Origin of the sequence: Arthrobacter sp. NPDC093139 (genome assembly GCF_044754165.1) — a bacterium.
GTDB lineage: Bacteria > Actinomycetota > Actinomycetes > Actinomycetales > Micrococcaceae > Arthrobacter.
The window spans coordinates 425,814-446,769 of record NZ_JBIVOO010000002.1 but is presented as its reverse complement, the minus strand read 5'-3'; the positions used below and the strand labels follow the sequence as shown (position 1 = coordinate 446,769).

The 20,956-nt window shown below is 65.7% G+C and carries 18 protein-coding genes; 8 read left to right on the top strand and 10 right to left on the bottom strand.

Annotated elements, in window-relative coordinates; translation table 11 throughout:
* The first annotated feature begins 2 nt into the window (after positions 1–2).
* The 4 genes from ACIP90_RS05175 (at position 3) to ACIP90_RS05160 (ending at position 3,456) form a co-directional block, all read left to right on the top strand.
* The gene (locus ACIP90_RS05175) at positions 3–2,060 is read left to right on the top strand and encodes a fructose-specific PTS transporter subunit EIIC (protein ID WP_400577501.1); all 2,058 of its coding nucleotides are present in this window, start codon (positions 3–5) and stop codon (positions 2,058–2,060) included.
* A 50-nt stretch (positions 2,061–2,110) separates the two neighbouring features.
* A complete protein-coding gene (locus ACIP90_RS05170; RefSeq protein ID WP_076799084.1) occupies positions 2,111–2,389 on the top strand; it encodes an HPr family phosphocarrier protein in 279 nt (92 codons plus the stop codon).
* Positions 2,390–2,666: 277 nt separating this feature from the next.
* Positions 2,667–3,137 carry an SRPBCC family protein gene (locus tag ACIP90_RS05165; RefSeq protein ID WP_400577500.1) on the top strand — a complete coding sequence of 157 codons (471 nt, stop codon included), beginning with the start codon at positions 2,667–2,669 and terminating at the stop codon, positions 3,135–3,137.
* 52 nt (positions 3,138–3,189) lie between these two features.
* Positions 3,190–3,456 carry a Rho termination factor N-terminal domain-containing protein gene (locus ACIP90_RS05160; RefSeq protein ID WP_400577498.1) on the top strand — a complete coding sequence of 89 codons (267 nt, stop codon included), beginning with the start codon at positions 3,190–3,192 and terminating at the stop codon, positions 3,454–3,456.
* Positions 3,457–3,496: 40 nt separating this feature from the next.
* Here the strand turns inward: ACIP90_RS05160 and ACIP90_RS05155 are convergent, their stop codons facing one another.
* Positions 3,497–4,705 carry a Ku protein gene (locus ACIP90_RS05155; RefSeq protein ID WP_400577496.1) on the bottom strand — a complete coding sequence of 403 codons (1,209 nt, stop codon included), beginning with the start codon at positions 4,703–4,705 and terminating at the stop codon, positions 3,497–3,499.
* Positions 4,706–4,745: 40 nt separating this feature from the next.
* Between ACIP90_RS05155 and ACIP90_RS05150 the strand changes: the two genes are divergently transcribed.
* Positions 4,746–7,301 (top strand): ATP-dependent DNA ligase, encoded by a 2,556-nt coding sequence (locus ACIP90_RS05150; protein WP_400577495.1) that lies wholly within the window; start codon positions 4,746–4,748, stop codon positions 7,299–7,301.
* A 120-nt stretch (positions 7,302–7,421) separates the two neighbouring features.
* Here the strand turns inward: ACIP90_RS05150 and ACIP90_RS05145 are convergent, their stop codons facing one another.
* Both ACIP90_RS05145 and ACIP90_RS05140 read right to left on the bottom strand, forming a co-directional pair.
* Positions 7,422–7,682, bottom strand: a complete 261-nt coding sequence (locus ACIP90_RS05145; RefSeq protein WP_400577494.1) for a hypothetical protein — start codon at positions 7,680–7,682, stop codon at positions 7,422–7,424.
* A gap of 261 nt (positions 7,683–7,943) precedes the next feature.
* Positions 7,944–8,450 carry a DUF2231 domain-containing protein gene (locus ACIP90_RS05140; protein ID WP_400577493.1) on the bottom strand — a complete coding sequence of 169 codons (507 nt, stop codon included), beginning with the start codon at positions 8,448–8,450 and terminating at the stop codon, positions 7,944–7,946.
* A gap of 415 nt (positions 8,451–8,865) precedes the next feature.
* On the opposite strand from ACIP90_RS05140, the gene ACIP90_RS05135 reads away from it, so the two are divergent.
* On the top strand, positions 8,866–10,476 hold the full coding sequence (locus ACIP90_RS05135) for an MFS transporter (protein WP_400577491.1): 1,611 nt from the start codon (positions 8,866–8,868) through the stop codon (positions 10,474–10,476).
* 165 nt (positions 10,477–10,641) lie between these two features.
* Positions 10,642–11,727, top strand: a complete 1,086-nt coding sequence (locus ACIP90_RS05130) for an FUSC family protein (RefSeq protein WP_400577490.1) — start codon at positions 10,642–10,644, stop codon at positions 11,725–11,727.
* On the opposite strand, the gene ACIP90_RS05125 is transcribed toward ACIP90_RS05130, so the two are convergent.
* The 6 genes from ACIP90_RS05125 to ACIP90_RS05100 all read right to left on the bottom strand — a co-directional run bounded on the left by ACIP90_RS05125 (position 11,666) and on the right by ACIP90_RS05100 (position 19,661).
* Positions 11,666–12,451 carry an SDR family NAD(P)-dependent oxidoreductase gene (locus ACIP90_RS05125; RefSeq protein ID WP_400577489.1) on the bottom strand — a complete coding sequence of 262 codons (786 nt, stop codon included), beginning with the start codon at positions 12,449–12,451 and terminating at the stop codon, positions 11,666–11,668. The two genes, ACIP90_RS05130 and ACIP90_RS05125, sit on opposite strands and share 62 nt — an antisense overlap.
* A 74-nt stretch (positions 12,452–12,525) precedes the next feature.
* Positions 12,526–14,301 (bottom strand): IucA/IucC family protein, encoded by a 1,776-nt coding sequence (locus ACIP90_RS05120; RefSeq protein WP_400577488.1) that lies wholly within the window; start codon positions 14,299–14,301, stop codon positions 12,526–12,528.
* Positions 14,298–14,900, bottom strand: coding sequence for a GNAT family N-acetyltransferase (locus tag ACIP90_RS05115; protein WP_400577487.1), 603 nt, complete (start codon positions 14,898–14,900; stop codon positions 14,298–14,300). Before ACIP90_RS05115 ends, ACIP90_RS05120 begins: the two co-directional genes overlap by 4 nt.
* A complete protein-coding gene (locus ACIP90_RS05110) occupies positions 14,897–16,600 on the bottom strand; it encodes an IucA/IucC family protein (RefSeq protein ID WP_400577486.1) in 1,704 nt (567 codons plus the stop codon). Before ACIP90_RS05110 ends, ACIP90_RS05115 begins: the two co-directional genes overlap by 4 nt.
* Positions 16,597–18,027: a lysine N(6)-hydroxylase/L-ornithine N(5)-oxygenase family protein gene (locus tag ACIP90_RS05105; protein ID WP_400577485.1), complete on the bottom strand. Its 1,431-nt coding sequence runs from the start codon at positions 18,025–18,027 to the stop codon at positions 16,597–16,599. The genes ACIP90_RS05110 and ACIP90_RS05105 overlap by 4 nt, the downstream gene beginning before the upstream one ends.
* The gene (locus tag ACIP90_RS05100; RefSeq protein ID WP_400577484.1) at positions 18,024–19,661 is read right to left on the bottom strand and encodes a pyridoxal phosphate-dependent decarboxylase family protein; all 1,638 of its coding nucleotides are present in this window, start codon (positions 19,659–19,661) and stop codon (positions 18,024–18,026) included. The genes ACIP90_RS05105 and ACIP90_RS05100 overlap by 4 nt, the downstream gene beginning before the upstream one ends.
* Before the next feature lie 363 nt (positions 19,662–20,024).
* On the opposite strand from ACIP90_RS05100, the gene ACIP90_RS05095 reads away from it, so the two are divergent.
* Positions 20,025–20,471: a hypothetical protein gene (locus tag ACIP90_RS05095; protein ID WP_400577483.1), complete on the top strand. Its 447-nt coding sequence runs from the start codon at positions 20,025–20,027 to the stop codon at positions 20,469–20,471.
* Between the two features lie 47 nt (positions 20,472–20,518).
* Here ACIP90_RS05095 and ACIP90_RS05090 read toward each other — a convergent pair whose 3' ends face one another.
* Entirely contained in the window at positions 20,519–20,791 is a 273-nt protein-coding gene (locus tag ACIP90_RS05090) for a hypothetical protein (RefSeq protein ID WP_400577481.1), read from the bottom strand.
* Between the last annotated feature and the right edge of the window lie 165 nt (positions 20,792–20,956).

Genomic DNA, 20,956 nt, shown 5'->3' with positions numbered 1-20,956 from the left:
CAGTGACTCAGCTCATCACCACCGACCTGGTCGAGCTCGACCAGAACCTGGGCAATTCGCCCGAGGACGTGATCCGGCATCTCGCAGGCCGGGTTGCCGCCGTTGGCCGCGCCAGCGAAGTCGAAGGCCTCTTCACGGACGCCTTCGCCCGCGAGCAGAAAACCGCCACCGGCGTGCCCGGCGGAATCGCCATCCCGCACTGCCGCTCGGCAGCGGTGACCGAGCCAACGCTCGCCATGGCCCGGCTCTCCCAGAAGGTTGACTTCGGAGCGAAGGACGGCCCCGCAGACCTCATCTTCTTTATCGCGGCACCGTCCGGCGCTGACCAGGAGCACCTCAAGCTGCTGTCCAAGCTCGCCCGGTCCCTGATCAAGAAGGACTTCACCGGCGCGCTGCGCTCCGCTTCCACCGAGGCGGAAATCGTCGAACTCGTCGAAGGCGCGCTGGCTGACAAGCCGGCCGCACACGCAGCCGCGACGCCATCCGGGGAACCGGTGGCCAGCGCTGCAGGAGCATCAGCAGCCGGGATGCCGGGGGCTACCGGTGGCGCTACCGCAAAGAGCGGCCCCAAGCGCCTCGTTGCCGTCACAGCCTGCCCCACCGGCATCGCCCACACCTACATGGCAGCCGACTCCCTCGTGGCGGCAGCGCAGGAGGTGGGCGTTGACCTGCAGGTGGAAACCCAGGGTTCCTCGGGCGCCAAGCCGCTGGACCCGGCCGTCATCGCCGCCGCCGATGCCGTGATCTTCGCCGTGGACGTTGACGTGCGCGGCAAGGAGCGGTTTGCCGGCAAGCCCGTCATCAACGCCCCTGTCAAGCGCGGCATCGACGAGCCCGCCAAGATGGTGCAGGAAGCACTGGACGCCGCGGACAACCCCAACGCCCGCCGCGTTCCGCACTTCGGCGCCGAAGAGCAGGCTGAGCAGGAAGCCGCCGAAAAGGGCGAGCACATCGGCCAGAAGCTGAAGAGGGCACTGCTCACCGGCGTCAGCTACATGATTCCGTTCGTTGCCGGCGGTGGCTTGCTCATCGCACTGGGCTTCCTGCTGGGCGGATACGACATCACCGAGGTCGCTGACACCGTTGTTCTCGAAAACAACTTCGGCAACCTTCCCGAAGGCGGCCTCGCCATCTACCTGGGTGCCGTTATGTTCAAGATCGGCGCCCTCTCCATGGGCTTCCTGGTGCCGGCCCTGGCTGGGTACATCGCCTACGCCATTGCGGACAGGCCCGGCATTGCACCGGGCTTCGTATCCGGCGCCGTGGCTGGCTTCATGGGTGCCGGCTTCCTCGGCGGCATCGTCGGCGGCCTGCTCGCCGGCTACATCGCCCACGTGATCGGCAGCTGGGCCGTACCGCGCTGGCTGCGCGGCCTGATGCCCGTCGTCATCATTCCGCTGCTGGCATCGATCGTCGCCTCCGGCCTGATGTTCATGGTTCTTGGCGGACCCATCGCAGGCCTCACCGCCGCACTGAACGGCTGGCTCTCGGGCATGACCGGCGCCTCGGCAGTGGTCCTCGGAATCATCCTCGGCCTCATGATGTGCTTCGACCTCGGCGGGCCGGTCAACAAGGTGGCCTACGCCTTCGCGGTCGCCGGCCTGAGCGCCGGCAGCGCCACGAACCAGGCGCCATGGCAGATCATGGCAACCGTCATGGCCGCCGGCATGGTGCCGCCGCTCGCCATGGCCCTCGCAACCGTCCTGGACAAGAAGCTCTTCAGCCTGGCCGAGCGGGAGAACGGCAAGGCAGCCTGGCTGCTCGGTGCCTCCTTCATCTCCGAGGGAGCCATTCCGTTCGCCGCAGCCGATCCGCTGCGCGTCATCCCGGCCAGCATGGCCGGAGGAGCGGTCACCGGTGCCCTCAGCATGGCCTTTGGGGTCACATCGCAGGCGCCCCATGGCGGGTTCTTCGTGTTCTTCGCCATCGGCAACCTCCTGATGTTCATCATCTCCATCCTGGCCGGAATGGTGGTCACCGCCCTCGTCGTGCTTGCCCTTAAGCGCTGGGCCGTCCGCAAGTCCGTTGATACCGTGGAGCAGGTTCCAGTAACTGTCTGATCCGCTGGCCTCCAGCACCCCAATCACCACTGCAATTGCAAGGAGCAGAAATGTCCGAACGTACCGCAACCGTCGCCAGCCGAGTAGGCCTGCACGCACGTCCCGCAGCCATCTTCGCCGAGGCAGCAGGCGAGTTTGACCTCGACATCACCATCGCCCGCGAAGGTGAGCCGGCAGACGAAGCCATGGACGCCGCCAGCATCCTGTCCCTCATGAGCCTTGGCGCATCGCACGGCGACGTTGTGGTGCTGCGGGCAGAGGGCGACGGCGCGGACGCCGCCCTCGACCGCCTGGTCCAGATCCTTGAGACGGACCACGACGCCGAATAAGTCGCTGGCCTCATAGCGGCCGGCCCCTGCAGCTTCCCGACAGACCGGGAGTTATGCAGGGGCCGGCCGCTGCCATTTCCGGACTCTTTCACCTGCCGAAAACCGATAGCTAAGCAAACTTACTAATTTCTTGTTTTTGCCCTTCAGCCCCACTAGTTTGGAAACGTGGTTCCGCCGTTCACAAGCGCTGGTTCCACAAGCACCGCGTTCCATGAGCACTGCGCTCCATAAGCGCCGTTCCATATGCACCGACACCGGTCTGAAGGAGGATGACAGAGTGGCAACCCTGCACGAAAGCATCGAGGTCGAAGTTCCGGTCAGCACCGCCTACAACCAGTGGACACAGTTCGAATCCTTTCCCCGGTTCATGAAGGGCGTGGAGTCCGTCAAGCAAATCGATGAGACTTCGCTGCATTTCCGTACCAGGGTGGCCGGGGTCAAGCGGGAGTATGACGCGCAGATCCTGGAGCAGACGCCGGACAAGTGCATAGCGTGGGTCAGCAAGGACAAGCCCCGCAACGCCGGAAGGGTCACTTTCGAAGGGCTCGGTGAGGACCTCTGCCGGGTGAAGGTGGAGCTTGAGTGGGAGCCGGAAGGGCTCTTGGAGAGGACCGGAGCAGCGGCACATGTCGATGAAACCCAGGTCGAGTCCGATCTGCTGCGCTTCAAGGAGTTCATCGAGTCACGCGGCATCGAAACCGGCGCCTGGCGGGCTTCCGTTGACCGCGGAGAGGTAGACGCCCCGTAGGGGACGCCAGCCCTGGGAACCCAGCACTAAGAACAAAGTCCTGGAGGTAGCGATGCCCGAGAAAAAGAACCCCAGCGTGAAGGATCCTAAAGTTTACGAAAAGCTTCGTGATGAAGGGGCCTCCAAGCAGAAGGCGGCCCGCATCTCGAACGCAGCCGCAAAGAAGGGCCGGTCCGAAGTAGGCCACAAGGGCGGAAAGTCCGGGGACTACGACGACTGGACGGTGGACCAATTGAAGGCCAAAGCCAAGGAGATTGGCCTCAAGGGCTACTCAGGCAAAAAGAAGAGCGAACTCGTCTCCGCGCTCAGAAACTCCTGAGCGGCCGCGCATGGTAATGGCGGGCAGGGTGCCCGATACCTCAGGCGCCCTTCCTCGCTGCCTTGGTGGGGGTCGTCTTGGTGGCGGTCGTCTTGGTAGCAGTCTTGGTGGCCGCCGTCTTCGTGCCGGACTTTGCTGCCGCCGTCTTGGTCGCCGACTTGGCCGCAGGTGCACGCTTCGTGGTTTCAGCCTTCGCGCCGCCGCTCTTCGCGGTTCCGTCCGTCGTGGAGCTGTCCGACTTGGCGGCGCTCCTGCTGGATGCGCTCCTGCTCGACGTGCCCTTGCCTGCGCCGGCGCTGCCCGTGCCCGCGCTCTTGGCAGCAGTACCCGTCCTGGCCCTGCCGGAGGTCCGCTTGGCCGTCCCCGCATCCTCAGATTTGGCCTCGTCAGATTCGGCTTCATCGCTCCCGGATTCAGCCTCGTCCTCGGACTCGTCAGAGCCACTCGCTGCCCTCCCGCCTCCTCCGCGTTTCCGGTCCAGGCTGCGCTTGAGGGCCTCCATCAGGTCAATCACCTCGCCCTTGCCGCCTTCTGCAGCCTCGGCACCGAAGGTCTCTTCCGTGTCCAGGGCATCGCCCTTCTCCAGCTTGGCCTCAATCAGCTGGCGCAACTGGGCCTGGTAGTCGTCCGTGAACTGCTCGGGCTCAAAGTCCGAAGCCATGGACTCCACCAGCGCGGCGGACATCTCGCGCTCCTGGGCGGAGATCCGGATGGAAGTGTCCAGGGCAGGGAATTCCGCTTCGCGCACCTCATCCGCCCACAGCAGGGCCTGCAGCATCAGCACATCGTCGCGGATCCGAAGGGCACCCAGACGCGTCTTGTCGCGCAGCGCAAACTGCACGATCGCAACACGGTCAGTGTCCTCGAGCGCCCGGCGCAGCAGCATGTAGGCCTTGGGCGACTTGGAGTCAGGCTCCAGATAGTAGCTTTTCTCGAACATGATGGGATCGAGCTGCTCGGACGGCACGAACTGAACCACTTCGATCTCGTGGCTGTTTTCCGCCGGAATGGACTTGAGCTCCTCACGGGAAAGGATCACTGTCCGGCCGTCGTTCTCGTAGGCCTTCTCGATGTCCGCATAGTCCACCACCTTGCTGCACACCTCGCAGCGCCGCTGGTAGCGGATCCGGCCGCCGTCGGCGTTATGCACCTGATGGAGGCTGATGTCGTGGTCCTCGGTGGCGCTGTACACCTTGACGGGGACGTTGACCAGCCCGAACGCGATGGCACCTTTCCAGATGGCTCTCATGAGACAAGTGAACATCACGCTGCCCCGGAGGTGAAGCCCCTTGGCCGGCGGTAAGGAACGAGTCCGCGTCGGTGGCCGCGAGCTGACGCTGACAAACCTGGACAAGGTGCTCTACCCGGCCACCGGCACCACCAAGGCCGACGTCCTGTCCTATTACGCCGCCGTGGCGCCGGTCCTCATCCCGGCCGCGGCGGACAGACCGGCGACGCGCAAGCGGTGGGTCCACGGCGTGGGAACAGCGGACGAGCCCGGGCAGATGTTCTTCCAGAAGAACCTTGACCACTCCACACCCGGCTGGGTTCCGCGGGCCGCCATCACGCACAAGACCAACACGATCTACTATCCGTTGGTGAACGACGCCGCCACCCTGACCTGGCTGGCCCAGATCGCCTCACTGGAGATCCACGTCCCGCAATGGCGGGTTGACTCTCACGGCAGCGCCCTGCCCCCGGACCGCATCGTGCTTGACCTGGACCCCGGCGAAGGAGCGGGCCTGCAGGAATGCGCTGAGGTGGCCAGGCTGGCCCGGGCCATCCTGAAGGACGTGGGGCTCGACCCGGTGCCGGTAACCAGCGGCAGCAAGGGCATCCACCTGTACGCCGGGCTCGACGGGACCCAGTCCTCAGACCAAGTTTCCGAATTCGCGCATGAACTGGCCCGGGCCCTTGAGGCCGACCATCCGGAGCTGGCAGTCAGCGACATGAAGAAGACACTGAGGACGGGCAAGGTCCTGGTCGACTGGAGCCAGAACAACGCCGCCAAAACCACGATCGTTCCCTACTCGCTGCGCGGCCGGCTGATGCCCACCGTGGCGGCTCCACGCACGTGGCGGGAACTGGCTTCCGCCAAGCTCGGGCAGCTGGACTATGAAGAGGTCATGCGCAGGGTCAAGAGCGGCAAGGACCCGTTCGCCGTCGTGGACGAGATCAGTGAACAGGCCCACGCTGCGGCCTCCGGCGCAGGCCCCGGCCGCGGGGGCCATGGAGACCCCAGGCTGCACAAGTACCGGTCCCTGCGGGACCAGGACCAGACGCCGGAACCGTTCACCGCAGAAAAAAGGGCCGAAAAGATGGCCGGGACCACGGATGGCAAGGAAATCTTTGTGATCCAGGAGCACCATGCGAGCAGGCTCCACTACGATTTCCGGCTAGAGCACGACGGCGTGCTGGTTTCATGGGCGCTGCCGAAGGGCGTACCGGAGTCAGGGGCCAAGAACCACCTGGCGGTCCAGACCGAGGACCATCCCATGGACTACGCCGAATTCGAGGGAACCATCCCCAAGGGCCAGTACGGAGCCGGCACCGTCAGCATCTGGGACAAAGGCGTCTACGAACTGGAAAAGTGGGTCAACGGCAAGGAAGTGATCGCCACGCTCACGGGCCAGGAGGGCGGCGGCCTCGGGGGCACCAGGAAATTCGCCCTGATCCATACCGGGGAGGGCGAAGGCGGACAGGGGCAGTGGCTCATCCACCTGATGGAGAAGCCACATGGCATCCGGGGCAAGCGCGGCACGCCCTCAGTGGCCGCAGCCACGGCAGCCCCGGCCGCACCCCCGTCCAGAGGCACCGGAGCAGGGACCGGCCCGAGCGCAGGCACAGCCACAGCCGCAGGCACCGGCAAGAGCGCCATCATCGAGGATCCGGCGCCGATGTTGGCGACGGCCGGGACACCGGCGGATCTCCACGGCAGCGAATGGTTTTTCGAACTCAAATGGGACGGGATCCGGGCCCTGGTAGTGGCCGATGGGGAGAAGATTCGGCTCCTGAGCCGCAACGGCAACGACATGTCGGCCAGCTACCCCGAACTGACTGAGCGTGGCTGCTGGCCGCCGCAGGACTTCATCGCGGACGGTGAGATCATCGCCGTCGGGCCCCGGGGCAGGCCCGATTTCGGGCTCCTTCAGGGACGGATGAAACTGACCAAACCCGGCGATGTGAAGTGGGCCCGCGCTGCCATCCCGGTGCGGCTGATGCTGTTCGATCTGCTGGCCGAGGGCGGTGAAGACCTGCGTCGGCGCCCTGCCGAGGAGCGCAGGGAACTGCTCGAAGACTTTTACCGCCCGTCGGATTGCCCGGTGCATCTGTCCGAAACACTGGACGAACGGGTGGAGCACATCCTGGAAAGCGCGCGGGAACTCGGGCTGGAAGGCGTGATGGCAAAACGTGCCGACAGCCGGTACGTCAGCGGCCAGCGGAGCCGGTCGTGGATCAAGCTCAAGATTGAGCAGACCCAGGAAGTCGTGGTTGGGGGATGGCGGCCCGGCAAGGGAGAGCGGAACGACACCGTGGGCGCGCTGCTGCTGGGGCTGCCGCACGGCAAGAAGCTTCGGTATGTGGGCCGCGTTGGCAGCGGCTTCAGCATGCAGGAACTCAAGGAACTGCGCCAAACCATGGAACGGCTGGCCCGAAAGACCTCGCCTTTCGAGGAAGTACCAGCCCTCGACGCCGCCGGCGCCCGCTGGATCGAGCCGGACCTGGTGGGCGAAGTGACATTCGGGGAATGGACCGGCAGCGGAAAGCTCAGGCATCCCGTGTGGCGCGGCTGGCGCCTGGACAAAACGCCGGAGGATGTCGTCTCCGAATCCCCCGGCCACTGACCGCTCGACTTCATGCGAGGCGCAAAGCCTCCCGGGACACGCGAACGGCCTGGCGACACTCGAATTCGCGCGTCACCAGGCCGTTTGCGTATCCTCAGACCATTTGCGAGTCCTCAGCAGCTAGGACGAGTGCGGCATCTGCGGACGGCTGGTCCGGTGGACAGCGGTCACAGCGGCCCCTTGGCCCATGCGGCCACGGTTCGAGCCGCGGTCCTTGGGATGGCGGTGCTTGCCGTTGCCGTCTGGCCACTGGTGCCCGCCACCCATGGCCGAAGTGACTGCGATGGTTTCGGGCGTGGGCAGCGGCGGCCTGTCCATTGACTCGGCCAGGTGTGATGCCACCTCTGGTTTGATGGAGCGTCCCTTGTTCGTGTCAGCCATTTGTTCTTCCTTTCCCCGATGAAACGAAGCCATTGCAGGACTGCCTTCGGGCTGCCGGCTGGCCGGAGTCTGGATTTCCGGCGATACCGGGAACACCGCGGAGGCAATGCCTCAACAGGCGTGGATTTTTTGGTGTGGATGGCGGGACGGCGGGCAACGGAGCAATCCGTCAGCGGCCGGACGGCCACCTACTCAAAGATCAGTGTTCCCATGGCTCCACGATATGCAGAAACCTGCCGGGCGGGAACCCCCGCAAGGCCTTCAGTCCTGGGCATCGCTGCTAAAGGAGCCCTCCCAGACAGCGCGGGATCCGGCTTCTCCGATCTGCACCACCGCGATGACCGTCCCACTGCACAGGACAAGAACCAGGACGACGGCGACTGCTCCGGCAACGCGGCTGCCGGCGGTTCCGAGCCTGCTCCGCAGTCCGTCCGCCTGAGTGGTTCCGTACCGGAACCACAGCCACTGCGCCACGGCCACGATGAACACACCGATAACCCAGGGCAGGAGTGTACCGCCGAGGTTGGAGTGGGCTGTGATCGCAGGGGTCGTGTCCACCCGCTGCATCAGCCATTCGCCGGACTGCTGGGTGATGGGGACCAGGATGAGGGCCACCAGGGCAAGGAACGGGGTCACGATTCCAAGGCGCCGGCGCGCCTCAGGCCAAACAATGCTGAGCAACGTGCACACAGCGGCCAGCGGCACGAAGACCACAGTGCCGTGCACCACCAGTACATGCAGTGGCAGACCGCTGATTACATAGTCCATGCCGAACACCCCTGACTGGAATTGCCAATCCTGTTCCACGCTCCCGGCTCCCGCACCGGGCTTACCCGATCAGACGAACACCGGCGCCGAACGGTTCACTGCGCGCTGATTTCCCGGCGCCGATACGGGCGTTCCCGGCGGTCCGCCGGAGCCCCAATACCCCTGATTTCGGTCCCAAAACGGGTCCTGAAACAAAAATTTTTGATAACGATGCCTGCAAGAGTCGAAATTCCGCTGAATGACGGGGTGAAACCGGGCAAAACATGTCCGGGATCTGAGCCGCATTCCGGGCTGAAACGCCGGATCATACGGCACGAAACTCAGGGCCGCCATGCAATTCGCGTAAAATTGAAGGCCTGCCCGGAGCGGGGCAGCTACAAGTCGCAAGCAAATGACCTCCACAGGAGTCGCCCAAATGCCCATAGACCGAAGCACGACCGACTCTTCAGCAGGCGTTCTGAACGCCGGCAGAACCAACCAAGTTGCACCCCAAGGTGTGAAGAAACCAAAGCTTCTCGCGCGTCGCCGGCTCAAGGAGTCCGACGTCAACGTCGTAGACCAGCCGATGCTGAAGAAAGCGCTCGGCGGCACGATTGTCGGCAACACCATGGAGTGGTACGACGTGGGCGTCTTCGGCTACTTGATCACCACGATGGGGCCCGTGTTCCTACCCGAAGCCGATGCCAAGGTCCAGACCCTGTTTCTGCTGGGCACCTTCGCAGCGACCTTCATCGCCCGCCCGCTCGGCGGAGTGATCTTTGGCTGGCTTGGTGACAAGATCGGCCGCCAAAAGGTCCTTGCTGCCACCCTGATGCTCATGGCGGCGAGCACGTTCGCCATTGGCCTGCTCCCGGGTTACGCCCAGATCGGCATTTGGGCAGCCGGCCTGCTGGTGCTGCTCAAGATTGTCCAGGGATTCTCCACCGGCGGCGAATACGCCGGTGCCACCACCTTCGTCAGCGAATACGCCCCGGACAAGCGCCGAGGCTTCTTCGCGAGCTTCCTGGATCTGGGAAGCTACCTCGGATTCGCCCTCGGTGCGGCCCTGGTTTCCGTGCTCCAGCTGACGCTGGGCCAGTCCGCCATGGAGGAATGGGGCTGGCGCCTGCCGTTCCTCGTTGCCGGCCCGCTCGGCCTCATCGCCGTGTACTTCCGTAGCAAGATCGAGGAATCCCCGCAGTTCCAGGCAACGCTGGATGCCCAGGAGGAGCAGGCCAAGGACGCCGCGGCCGGAGACGCGGGCGCAGTCAAGGGCCCGGTCGGAATCGTCAAGGCCTACTGGCGTTCACTCATCGTGGCCATGATCCTCGTAGCCGCTGCTAACACCGCCGGTTACGCCCTGACCTCGTACATGCCGACCTACCTCACCGAGTCCAAGGGCTACGATCCGGTCCACGGCACGCTGCTGACCATTCCCGTCCTCATCATCATGAGCCTGTGCATCCCCCTGACCGGCAAGCTGTCCGACCGCATCGGCCGCCGCCCCGTCCTGTGGATCGGCGCGGGGAGCACCATCGTGCTGGCTGCCCCGGCGTTCATGCTGATCGGCATCGGCAGCACCTGGTCCACGCTGGCTGGCCTGGCCCTCGTGGCCTTCCCGGTGACGTTCTACGTGGCCAACCTGGCCTCGGCGCTGCCCGCCCAGTTCCCCACGGCAAGCCGCTATGGCGCCATGGGGATCGCGTACAACTTCTCGGTAGCGATCTTCGGCGGCACCACTCCGTTCATCGTTGCCGCACTGATCTCCGCGACGGACAACGACATGATGCCGGCGTACTACCTCATGGCCACCTCGGCTATTGGTGCGATCGCCATCTACTTCCTAAAGGAGTCGGCGCGTCGCCCGCTGCCGGGTTCGATGCCGAGCGTGGATACGCAGGCGGAGGCCCGGGAACTGGTGGCCGGCCAGGACGACAACCCGCTGCTTGACCTGGACGAGCTGCCGTTCGAAACCGTGGACGCCGAGAAGGACATCCTGGCGGCACAGGCGGACAAGGACAAGGACAAGGTTCCCGCCAACGCCTGATGCACCGCCCCGCGTCCGCGGTGAAGGCCTGTCCGGCGTGCTGTCCTTGGGGGAAGCACACCGGGCGGGCCTTTGCCATGCGCAGTGCTAGTTTCAATGGGTATGTCCCTTTAGAGAGTGCCGCACCGTGGAGGACGGCGGACCATATGAGTTGGAGGAGTTGCCGTGCGGCCTGTCCTGAGGCACGTCCGGCAGCTTCACAGCCTGGGACCCGCGAACAATGACCACGTTTCCGCGTTGCGGGTGGCCATCAGCGTGGCGGTTCCGTCGCTTCTCCTGTTGCTCGCCGGCCGGCCTGACCTGATCACCTACGCCGTCTTTGGCGCCCTGACCGGGATGTACGGCCGCAATGAGCCACACCAACTCCGGCTCAGGCACCAGCTGCAGGCTGCGCTCGTGCTGCTGTCCGGCGTGGCGGTCGGCGTGTTCCTGTCTGTTAACCATCTCCATTCCTGGTGGCTCGTGGGCGTGGAGGCTGTGCTGGCAGGTGCTGGCTCGCTGTACTCAGACAGGGTGAGGCTCAAGCCCAACGGCCCCTTTTTCGGCATCCTTGCCCTGGGTGCCTGCGCATCAATACCCACGGCCGTTCCCTGGTACGTTGCACTGCTCATCGCGGCGGCATCCGCCGGTTTCTCACTTTTCGTGGGTTTCGGCGGCTGGATCCGCGGCCGGGTGTGGGTCCCCCGTGCAAAGCGACAACCCGTCAGGCTGCAGGGGCAGCTGCGGCAGCGGGCCGTGGTGCACGCCGCGCGCTACGCAGTCGCGGTGGGCACTGCCGGTGCTGTGGGTGTCCTGACCGGCAGCGGCCACCCGCATTGGGCCATGGCGGCCGCGGCTGTCCCGCTCGCCGGCGCGGACCTGCCCAGCAGCGTCCACCGCGGCATCCACCGTATCGTCGGAACACTGCTGGGGCTGGTGATTGTCGCCGTCGTGCTTCTGCCCGGCCCCTGGGCCCCGCTCCCCCACTTCCCGGGAGCCGAAGCGGCCATCCTGGCAGTCCTGGTCATCATCTTTCAGTTCACCACCGAGCTGTTCATGGCGCGGCACTACGGGCTGGCGATGGTCTCTTTCACGCCGGTCATCCTCCTGATGACCCAACTGGCGGCGCCGGACGACCCTTACGTGCTCATTGCCGAGCGGGGAGTCGAGACAGCCGTGGGGGCCGTGACCGGCATCCTGGTGGTGGTGTTTATCCGTTCGCGGCGGAATTCTCCCCCGGAGCCTTCGGTTTCCTCGGCGGGCCAGCGGTGATCTTGTCCGGCAGGATCCGCGCGGCGGCTGCCAGCACTTTGTAGCGCTTCGTCGGAATGGACACCGCCTTGCCCCGGGCGTTGTCGGCCAGGCCTTCCCGGACCACCCTTCCGGCACGCAGCCACGTCCAGCCAGGTGCGACGGACTTGTCCATCCCCATCCTGTCGTGGAACTCGGTGTGGACGAAGCCCGGGCAGACCGCCGTGACCTTTACTCCCCGCGGTGAGTAAGCAAGGTTGGCCCAGCGGCTGAACGTGAGCAGCCACGCCTTCGCCGCGGAATAGGAACCGCGGGGAAGGAACGCCGCCACACTGGCCACGTTGATGATCCGTCCCGAACCGCGCTCCAGCATCCCCTGCAAGGCAGCATGGCTGAGCTCCATGGCCGTCTGGACATGCAGTTTCAGATGATTCCTCTCATCCTCGATGCTGTTCCGGTCAAAGTCCTCGAGCAGTCCCATGCCGGCATTGTTCACCAGCACCTCGACGGGACGGGCGGCATCGGAGAGACGGGCGACGACGGCGGCCACCCCGGCGTCGTCGGTCAGGTCCGCGGGCAGCACCTCCGCCGTGGTGCCGTACCGCCGTTCCAGCGCCGCTGCGGTCGTCTGCAGGCGTTCCCCGTCGCGGGCCACGAGCACGAGGTCGTGGCCCTGTTCCGCGAGCTGCCGGGCGAATTCCGCGCCGAGCCCCGCGGTGGCACCGGTGATGAGGGCTGTCGTCATGACGCTAGCTTAGCGCCGCCCTTCCCGGGACGCGCCGGTCCCGGGAAGGGGTGCCATAAGGCAGGACATGCGGTTCAGGGCCTGTACATCGGGTTCGGCATGGTTCCTGCCTTGGGTACGGGCGGCCGGGTATCGAGATCGGTGTAGCCCAGCCGCAGGCGATAGCCGTTGAGCGGGTAGCGTCCGAACTCCTTCCCCAGGAAACCGGTGGCTTCCAGCCGGGCAGCCTGCCCGGGATGGGACTCGGCATAGTCCGCGATGACATCGCGGGTGAGGTTCCACAGGTCCGCCGATGCCACCGGCAGGTCCCGGAGATCGAGCAACTCACCGAGCGGGGCCCACACGCCAAGGAACAGCGCGTCAACAACGTACTGCCGCAGCACGTGCCATGGTTTGCGGGGCAGGACACGGACGTGGCCGTCCGGTTCCCAGGAACGCGCCGGAACCGGGTCGGTGCTCACGCACACGTCGTCGACGAGGTCCTTGATGACGAGCCGGCTCGGCATTCCCTCGGCGTCACAAATGACCATGAGGTTCTCGCCATGCGGGTTCACGCTCACCCCGTAGGTGTGCAGCAGGTGCAGCAGCGGCCGGACCGTAACGGACACCAGTGCTGCGAGCCAGTCCGCCAGCTCGCGGCCGGAGAGTTCGGCCAGCGCTTCGACCGCCGTGTCACCCATCGGGTCCTCATGCAGCACCATCGCCAACGGCCAGACCGTCTCGCCCTCCGCAAGGGCGGGGTCCACGGGCTCCCGCCAGATACAGCCCAGTGTCTCGTCCCATTGATAGGGCACGCCGGGGTAGTCCGCCAGGTGGGGGTGGCGCACCGTCACGGACGCAACTTCACCGAGCAGGACGGTGTGGCGGTTAAGGAAGGGGTCTGCGTCCCAGATGGAACGCATCCAGTGCGTGGTCATCGGAGCCGCCAGCGAGCAGTGCCTGGGGATGCCCCGGTACACCGAGGTGTTGAGAATCTTCAGCGGCAGCTTCATCTGGAGTTTGGACGGCTCATCAACGTTCACGAGGGTACGGATCGACTGTGTGGGCAGGTAGTGGTCCTCCTGTTCCCCCAGGACCACGATCTGACCGGACAGCAGGCTTCCGGACCACAGCTGCCGGACCACGTGATCCACCTGCCATGGATGCGCAGGGAGCAGCACGTAGCCGGCCGGGTCGGCCCCGGCATCGCGCAGGACGGCATTGAAGCGTTCCTGCGTCGCGGGATCCAGTTCGCGGTCGATCAGGTCCTGCTCCGACATGGATGGAACAGACCGGAACTCAGCCAGCCGGCGCGACACGGCAAGCCACACCGGACGCAGCGCCTTGCCGGCTTCCGGGGCGTACTGTTCGCAGTCGGACGCCGAGAAGCCGAGCCTTCCCTTGTTGGCCACCAGCAGGGGGTGGCCGGTCAGCTGTCCTTCCATCTGGGCATGCGGCAGGCGCACCAGTTCCTTCGCGGGGATGCCCTTCGCTGCCAGCTGCGCGTCGGCGGCGAGTGTTGCGGAAAGCTCGGCGATGTAGTTGGCCACGGTCGTCCCGGTGAGGCCCAGCGTGCTGGCCGCATCCACGACGAACCGCCCCGGGTCGTCCGCCGGTTCGCTCTCGGCGTCGCCGAGCACGCCCCGGCTGACCCGGCGGATGGTTTCCGGATCGACAACGTAGGAGCCGAAGCCGGTCCGCCTGGCCTGGAACAGGTAGGACGACCTGTCGAGGTGGAGCTGCAGGTGCTCCGTTTTTGCTGGTTCCGCCTCTGCTGGTTCGGCACTGGTTGATTCCGCACTGAGCAGTTCCTCGGAGAGCAATGCTCCGATCAGCTTCGCCAGAAGCCTTGCGGATGGCAGATAGGTCACAGCGGGGCTCCTTCGCGGTTGGCTCTATTCGCATGCTCAAGCGACGACCCTGTGTCCCGCCAAGGCAGCGGAGGCTCGGCAGCCATGAGCATTGCAGTCTTATCAGGCAGCTGCACGGCATCCACTGCCGCAAAGCCGGCGTCGCCGAAAGCGCGGTGGGACCGTTTGTTCAGAAAGTCCGGCTCCGCCACAAGACGTCCGCAGCCGGGCAGGATCTCCGGGGCGCTGTCCAGCACCCCGCGGATTAGGCGTGCACCCAGTCCCCGTCCCCGCGAGCCTTCCCCCAGGGCGAGGTGCATCCCAAGGTCGGTCTGCGTGTGGTCGATATACCGGCCAAGGACGTCGGCTGCCACCCGGTAGACCTCGACGTACCCTGTCACGCGGTCTCCTTCGGCCAGCGTCAGCGCCAGGCTGTCAGGGTCATGGAGCAGACCCGTAACGTATTCCTCCCATCTGTCCACCTCCCACGCCTGGTGCCACCACTGCTCGACGTCGGGCTCTGCCATGAGCCCTGCCAGGCCTTCGGCGTCAGCCGGCGAGGCCAGCCGCAGGACGTGCCCCTCCAACACCAGGTTCCGGTTCCAGTTCAGGCTCGTCATGCGCTGACCACCAATGGATTGGGAACGTCAAGGTAGACCGACTGGGCGTCCAGCGGCGCCACCACCTCGTCGATTCCGGCCAGCCGGGTCGCCAGGTGCGCCTTGCACGGCAGGGACGGGGCGTTCAGCCAGCGGTTCACCAGCCGCACCCCGGCCGGGCCTGCTTCGGCCAGGGCCGGGAGCGCCGCCTGCAGGCGCTCACGGACCACCGCCAGCAGGATTTCCTCATCCGCCATTCCTTCGGCTGCCATCGATCCGACCAGGGAGAGCACCTGGTTGTGCAGGAGGTAGTAGGTGAGCCGGTCGTCGACGATGCCGTCATCGACGACGGCCAGGGTGCTGCTTTCCTCGCCCGTGCAGGCCAGGACGTCGGCCAGGCGGGAAGCGGCCAGGTAGTAACCCTGGTTGTCGCGGTAGGCGCCTCCCGTGATCCGGCCGTCGGCGTCCAGCCGGACCAGGGTGTTCTGCTGGTGGCCTTCGAGCCCGATGCCCGTGCTGGCGTACAGGCTCAGCATCGGCAGAAGCACCCGGTCAACGTAACTGCCCAGCCAGGCCGCGGGATCACCGCACCAGCGGGCGAGCAGGCTGGGCCCCCACGCGCCCGGGCCGCCGGAGGTGGCGGAGGGGGCCGAAGGCGCAATCAGGCCGGCCAGGCACACCAGCCGGTCCACTCCTTCCGGAACCTCGCGGAGGGAGACGTCGAGTCCGGTCAGGGTTCCGCCGGTCGCATCCGAGGGGTCGATGACTGCCGCCCAGGCAGGGTCCCTGACGATCGTGAAGTCCGGATCGCTGTAGCTGACATAGCCGGCATCAATGAGCTGGTTTACCTCGACGCCCCGCTTGAGCTCCGTGGCGGTCGCCTCCCTGACGGAGTTGGTGATCTTCAGTCCCGTGGATACCTTCAGCATCACCGGCTGGTCAGGGTGGAAGAGCGTGCGCAGGCTTGACGTGGCCCACCACTCATCACCCAGGGGGCCCAGCGGCTGCAGCAGCCCGGCGGCCATCAGTTCCTGGACTGCTTGGCGCTGCTGGACTGCCTCCGCCTGCCACGGGTGTGCCGGGATCAGCACGTGACCGGGCGCAGGGCTGTACCCGGCGATGGCGGCCAGCAGTTCGTGCACGTCCTTGCCCCCGAGAGAAGGCGCGGCCGCGGCCTGGTCCTGCGTAACCACCGAGCGATGGGCCTCGAACCAATGCAGCTGGAAGCGGCCACCGAGCTCGGGCGAGTACGCCTCGAGTTCGGCTGCGCTGAGTTCGTCCCTGCTTTTCGGGGCGGGATGCTGCAGGTGGCCAAGGAGCAGGGATCGCTCACCGTCCAGGAACAACGGCCCGTCCAGCGAAGCGCTCCGTTCCCGCGCAGCGAAGGTGCTGACGTTGCGGATGGATTCCCGCGTGCGGCTCAGCAGGAGCGAACGTTCCTGTTCTTCCGCCCCTGTTGTCAGGAGAGCCAGCAATTCTTCGGCGCCCACGGGATGCCGCGTCCCATCGGCGTGCACCACCGCCACATCGGTGAAGCTGTGCAGGCCTGTCCGGGAGAAGTGGGTGCAGCGTGCGCTCACGTTCAGCGGAGTGCCAGGAACCGCAGTGAAGATGCCGTCGCCATCGACCGGCACCCCGCGTTCCCGTACCCAGCAGCGGAGTACCGCGTCAACGTGCGCTGAGTCCGCCAGGATCTGCAGATCGATGGTTGAGGCGCTCATGATGCATCCCCAATCTGGGTGGTTGCGGAAACGTGGGACTGTGGCATGGGAAACTCCATCTGCTGGGGTAGGTGTTGAAGGGGATCGGATTGGGGAAAGGACTGAGGCGCCCCGAACTGCTGGAAGGCGATGCTCCGCTCCACGGTGTAGACCTCCCGGCCGGTGACTTCGCGCAGGATGCATGAGTTCCGGTACGCAGCCATTCCGAGGTCCGGGGTGACGAAGCCGTGGGTGTGGAGTTCGGCGTTCTGGACGAAGATTTCGCCGGGTTCGACGCCGGTGCTGTAGTTTCGCTCTACGGCGAACCTGCCGTTGCTGTCCCGGGCGATCCGGTCCTGCACTCCTGCCAGGAATGCCGGCTCGCGGTAGCTGTAGCCGGTGGCCAGGACTACGGCCTCAGTGTCCAGTGAATAGTCGGCGCCCTGTTCCTCATGCCGCAGCCGCAGCGTATGCGACCCCGAGGCGGGGTCCCAGGACGCTCCGGTCAGCGCAGAGTGCGTGAACAGCCTCGTGTCCACGAGGCCGGAGAGACTCTTGGTGTACAGGAGGTCGTAGATGGCGTCGATGAGCTCGGCATTGATGCCCTTGTACAGGTTCTTCTGGCTCTTGGTGAGCCCGTCGCGCCGCTCCTGCGGGAGGCCGTGGAAGTAGTCCACGTATTCCGGGGACGTCATTTCCAGCGTGAGCTTGGTGTACTCCAGCGGGAAGAACCTGCCCGAGCGGGTGACCCAGTTCAGCTGGTACCCGTGGACGTCGATCTCCTGCAGCAGCTCGTAGTAGATTTCCGCCGCACTCTGGCCGCTGCCCACGATGGTGATGCTGCGCTGCTTCTGGAGTTCACTCTTCCGCGAGAGGTAATCGGCGTTGTGAAGGACCACTCCGCCGCCGTTGGCTGCCGCATCGACTATGCCGTCACAGGCGGCCGGCACATACGGCGACGTTCCGGTGCCGAGCACCAGCCGCCGCGCGCGGAGCACCTCAGCGCCGGCCGGACCGTCCACCGACAGCGTGTACACGCCGTCGTCGTACGTGATGTCCCGGACGTCCGTGCCGAACCGCACCGAGTCGAGCTGGCCTGCCACCCATTGGCAGTACTGGTTGTACTCGGCGCGCAGCGGGTAAAAGTTTTCGCGGATGTAGAAGCGGTAGAGCCGTCCGGTCTGCTTGAGGAAGTTCAGGAACGAATAAGGGGAGGTGGGGTCAGCGAGCGTCACGAGGTCCGCCATGAACGGCACCTGCAGGTGGGCGGGCTCCAGCATCATGCCCGGGTGCCAGTCGAACGACTCGCGGCGCTCCAGGAACACCGCGTCGAGTCCCTCAACGGGGGCGCTCAGCGCGGCGAGACCCAGGTTGAAGGGCCCGACGCCGATTCCGGCGATGTCGTAAATGCGGGCTGCGCTGGAAGTGTCAAAGGCTGGCGTGCTCATGCTGCCGACTCCGTCCGGTGCAGCAGCGCAGCACCGGTTCCGCGGAGCAGGCTGATGATTTCACTGATGTCCTCGAGCGTGGCCTCGGCGTTGAGGAGGGTGAACTTGAGGAAATGCCGGCCGCCCACCTTTGTGCCGGCCACCACCGCTTCGCCCGAGTCGAAGACTGCAGCCCTAATGGCGGGGTTCAGAACGTCCGCCTCCTCCTCGGAAAGGCGCGTTCCGTCATCGAGCAGCGGCCTGTACCGGAAGACGAGCGTGCTGAGCTGGGGCCGGGCGGCCAGTTCGAAGTCCGGATCCGCCGCCAACACAGCGCCCACCCTCCCGGCGAGGTCGATCGCTTCGTCGAACAGCGCTCCGACTGCGTCCGCTCCCATGATCCGCAGGGTCAGCCACAGTTTGAGCGCATCGAAGCGCCGAGTGGTCTGGATGCTCTTGTCCACCTGGTTGGGAATCTCGGCCAGGGCGGCGGCTTCCGGGTTCAGGTAGTCGGCGTAGTAGGTCACGTGGCGGAGCATGGCGCCGTCCCGGACCAGCAGCGCGCTTGAGCTGACCGGCTGGAAGAACGTCTTGTGGAAGTCGACTGTGACGGAATCCGCCAGGCCAATGCCTGTCAGGAGATGCCGGTACCGCCCCGACACGATGAGCCCTCCGCCGTACGCGGCGTCCACGTGAAACCAGGATCCGTAGGCACGGGCCAGCGCGGCGGTTTCGGCAAGCGGGTCCACCGCACCGAAGTCGGTGGTGCCTGCGGTGGCCACGACGGCCATCGGCACCAGCCCGCTGTCATGGGCGTCCGCGAGCGCCTCCGCGAGGGCGGCGGGATCCATGCGGTGGTCAGTTTCGCAGCGCACTGGAACCACCGCATCGTAGCCCAGCCCCAGCATGGAGGCCGACTTCCGGATGCTGAAGTGGCTGTCCTCGGAGGTGAAGATGCGCAGCCTGTCCAGCAGGGCAGGGAGCCTGAGCCCCGCGGCTTCGGGGTTCTGCCGCAGGGCCGCCACGGCGTGGTTGCGCGCAATCAGGAGCGCCTGGAAGTTGGACTGGCTTCCGCCGGACGTGAATACTCCGTCCGCAGCGGCGCCGAGGTGCAGGCGGTCGGCGGTCCATTCTACGAGGCGCCGCTCGATCATGGTGCCCCCGGCGCTCTGGTCCCAGGTGTCCAGGGATGAATTCACGGCCGAAAGGACAGCCTCGCCCACGAGCGCCGGGATGACCACGGGACAGTTCAGGTGGGCGGCGTATTTGGGATCGTGAAAGTAGACGGCGTCGCGGAGGTAGACCTCCTCGAGTTCCTCCAGTGCAGCTGCCGTATCCGGCAGCGGCCGGTCCAGGTCCACCTCCCGCACGCGGCGCTTCATTTCCGAGGGGCCGACGCCGGTGAACGGCCGGGTGGTCCGTTCGAGTTTGGTGGCCACTGCGTTGACGCCCTGCAGCACCTGGGCCACGTAGCGCGGGGCGTTGCGGGCGTTGAAGAGATGATTGCTGGCGGACAAAGCAAGCTCTACGCGGGACCCAAAATCGGGATAAGCGTGGCCCGGAGGTGCCTTGCCCGCGCCGGCGTCGTCGGCAATTCCTTGGTCGGCGTAGATCTCGCTCGCTGACATCTCATGAACGGGGGGCAGCAACGTCACGGCGGTGGTCCTCTTCTCGGGCTTGGAAAACACTCAGAGCAAGGCAAGCCTTACTTAGGCCAACCTTTTAGTCAAACTTTCGTGATGTAATTCCAAAAATCCGCGAACTGACGCGGATCTTCCATGTAAAGCGCGCGTCATTGACTTTCCCCCGGAGGGATGAGGGCGCATAATGCGGTTTTCGCTGTCCAGGATGAAGGGGGCCGCCTCAGGTGCCGCCTCAGCCTCCGCCTCAGCGCCGCAAGGACAGGGCCGCGTTCCGCTGCCGTGGCCGCTGGCAGAGCTCCGGAGTAGAGTTCCTTGCAAGGTTGCCAACAGGCCTGCGCACCGGGGCAACCCCGGGCCAGGCGGGAAGCAGGGGATATGTCCGACGCCGGTTCTGACCCGATCAACTTCAGGGAGATTGATGCACGGGGAAACCCTTCCCGCTACGGCCGCGAGCATTCCGGCGGCGGACAGGGCGCCGGCAGCTACAGCCCAGGAAGGCGGCAATGGGGCACGTCGGAGACCGACGCGGCGGGGCAAAGCAGGCTGAACGTCAACCCATTCATCGTCATCCTCTGGGCAGTCGCCACAGGTCTGATCATGGCTGCCTTCGGGGCATTCACGATTGCCCAGGAAGTGCTTAACTCCCCAGGGTCAACAGAGTCCACGCCAGTGGGCTACATGTGGATGACCTTCGCACCCTTCCTGCTGTTTGCCGGGCTCCTGGGCATCATGGGCCTGCTGTTCTGGCATGCAGGCCAGTGGCGCCGCAGCAGGGAAAGCCAGTGGCGCCACGGCCCGGAAGAGGAGCCCCCGCCGCTGTAGTGCACAGATTGCAGCGCAGGCGGCGCGAGATGGGGCGGGCGGTATTCCTAGCTGGCCGGGACCTCACGGCCCGCTGACCCGGGGGTGCCCTGCTCGTCGGATTCCGCGGCCTCGGGACAGGCACCCGTCAGCCGCCGCAATCGGAGTTCACCCCTGACCTGGGCGTACCACGAGTGGGCGCCGAAGGCGGGGCTAGGGGTGTCCAGATGACGGTACAGGGCGTCCGCCAGTTCGGCGAGCGCCGGCTCCGACATGGCTGCGACTGCCTCTGCCGGGTCGACGGATTCGTCGAGGTGGCGGGCAAGTTCTTCCCCGTTCATTTGCCACTCCCCGCCTTGACCAGCACGGGAAAGTTCGCCTGGGTCAGGCAGTCACCGATGTCGAGGGTGATACGTCGGGGATCAAGGTCTCGGACATGGGCACGCAGTTTGTGGTTCAAAGAATTCTCCAGGAGAAAGTCCGCCAGCCAACTGCATAGCCTAGAC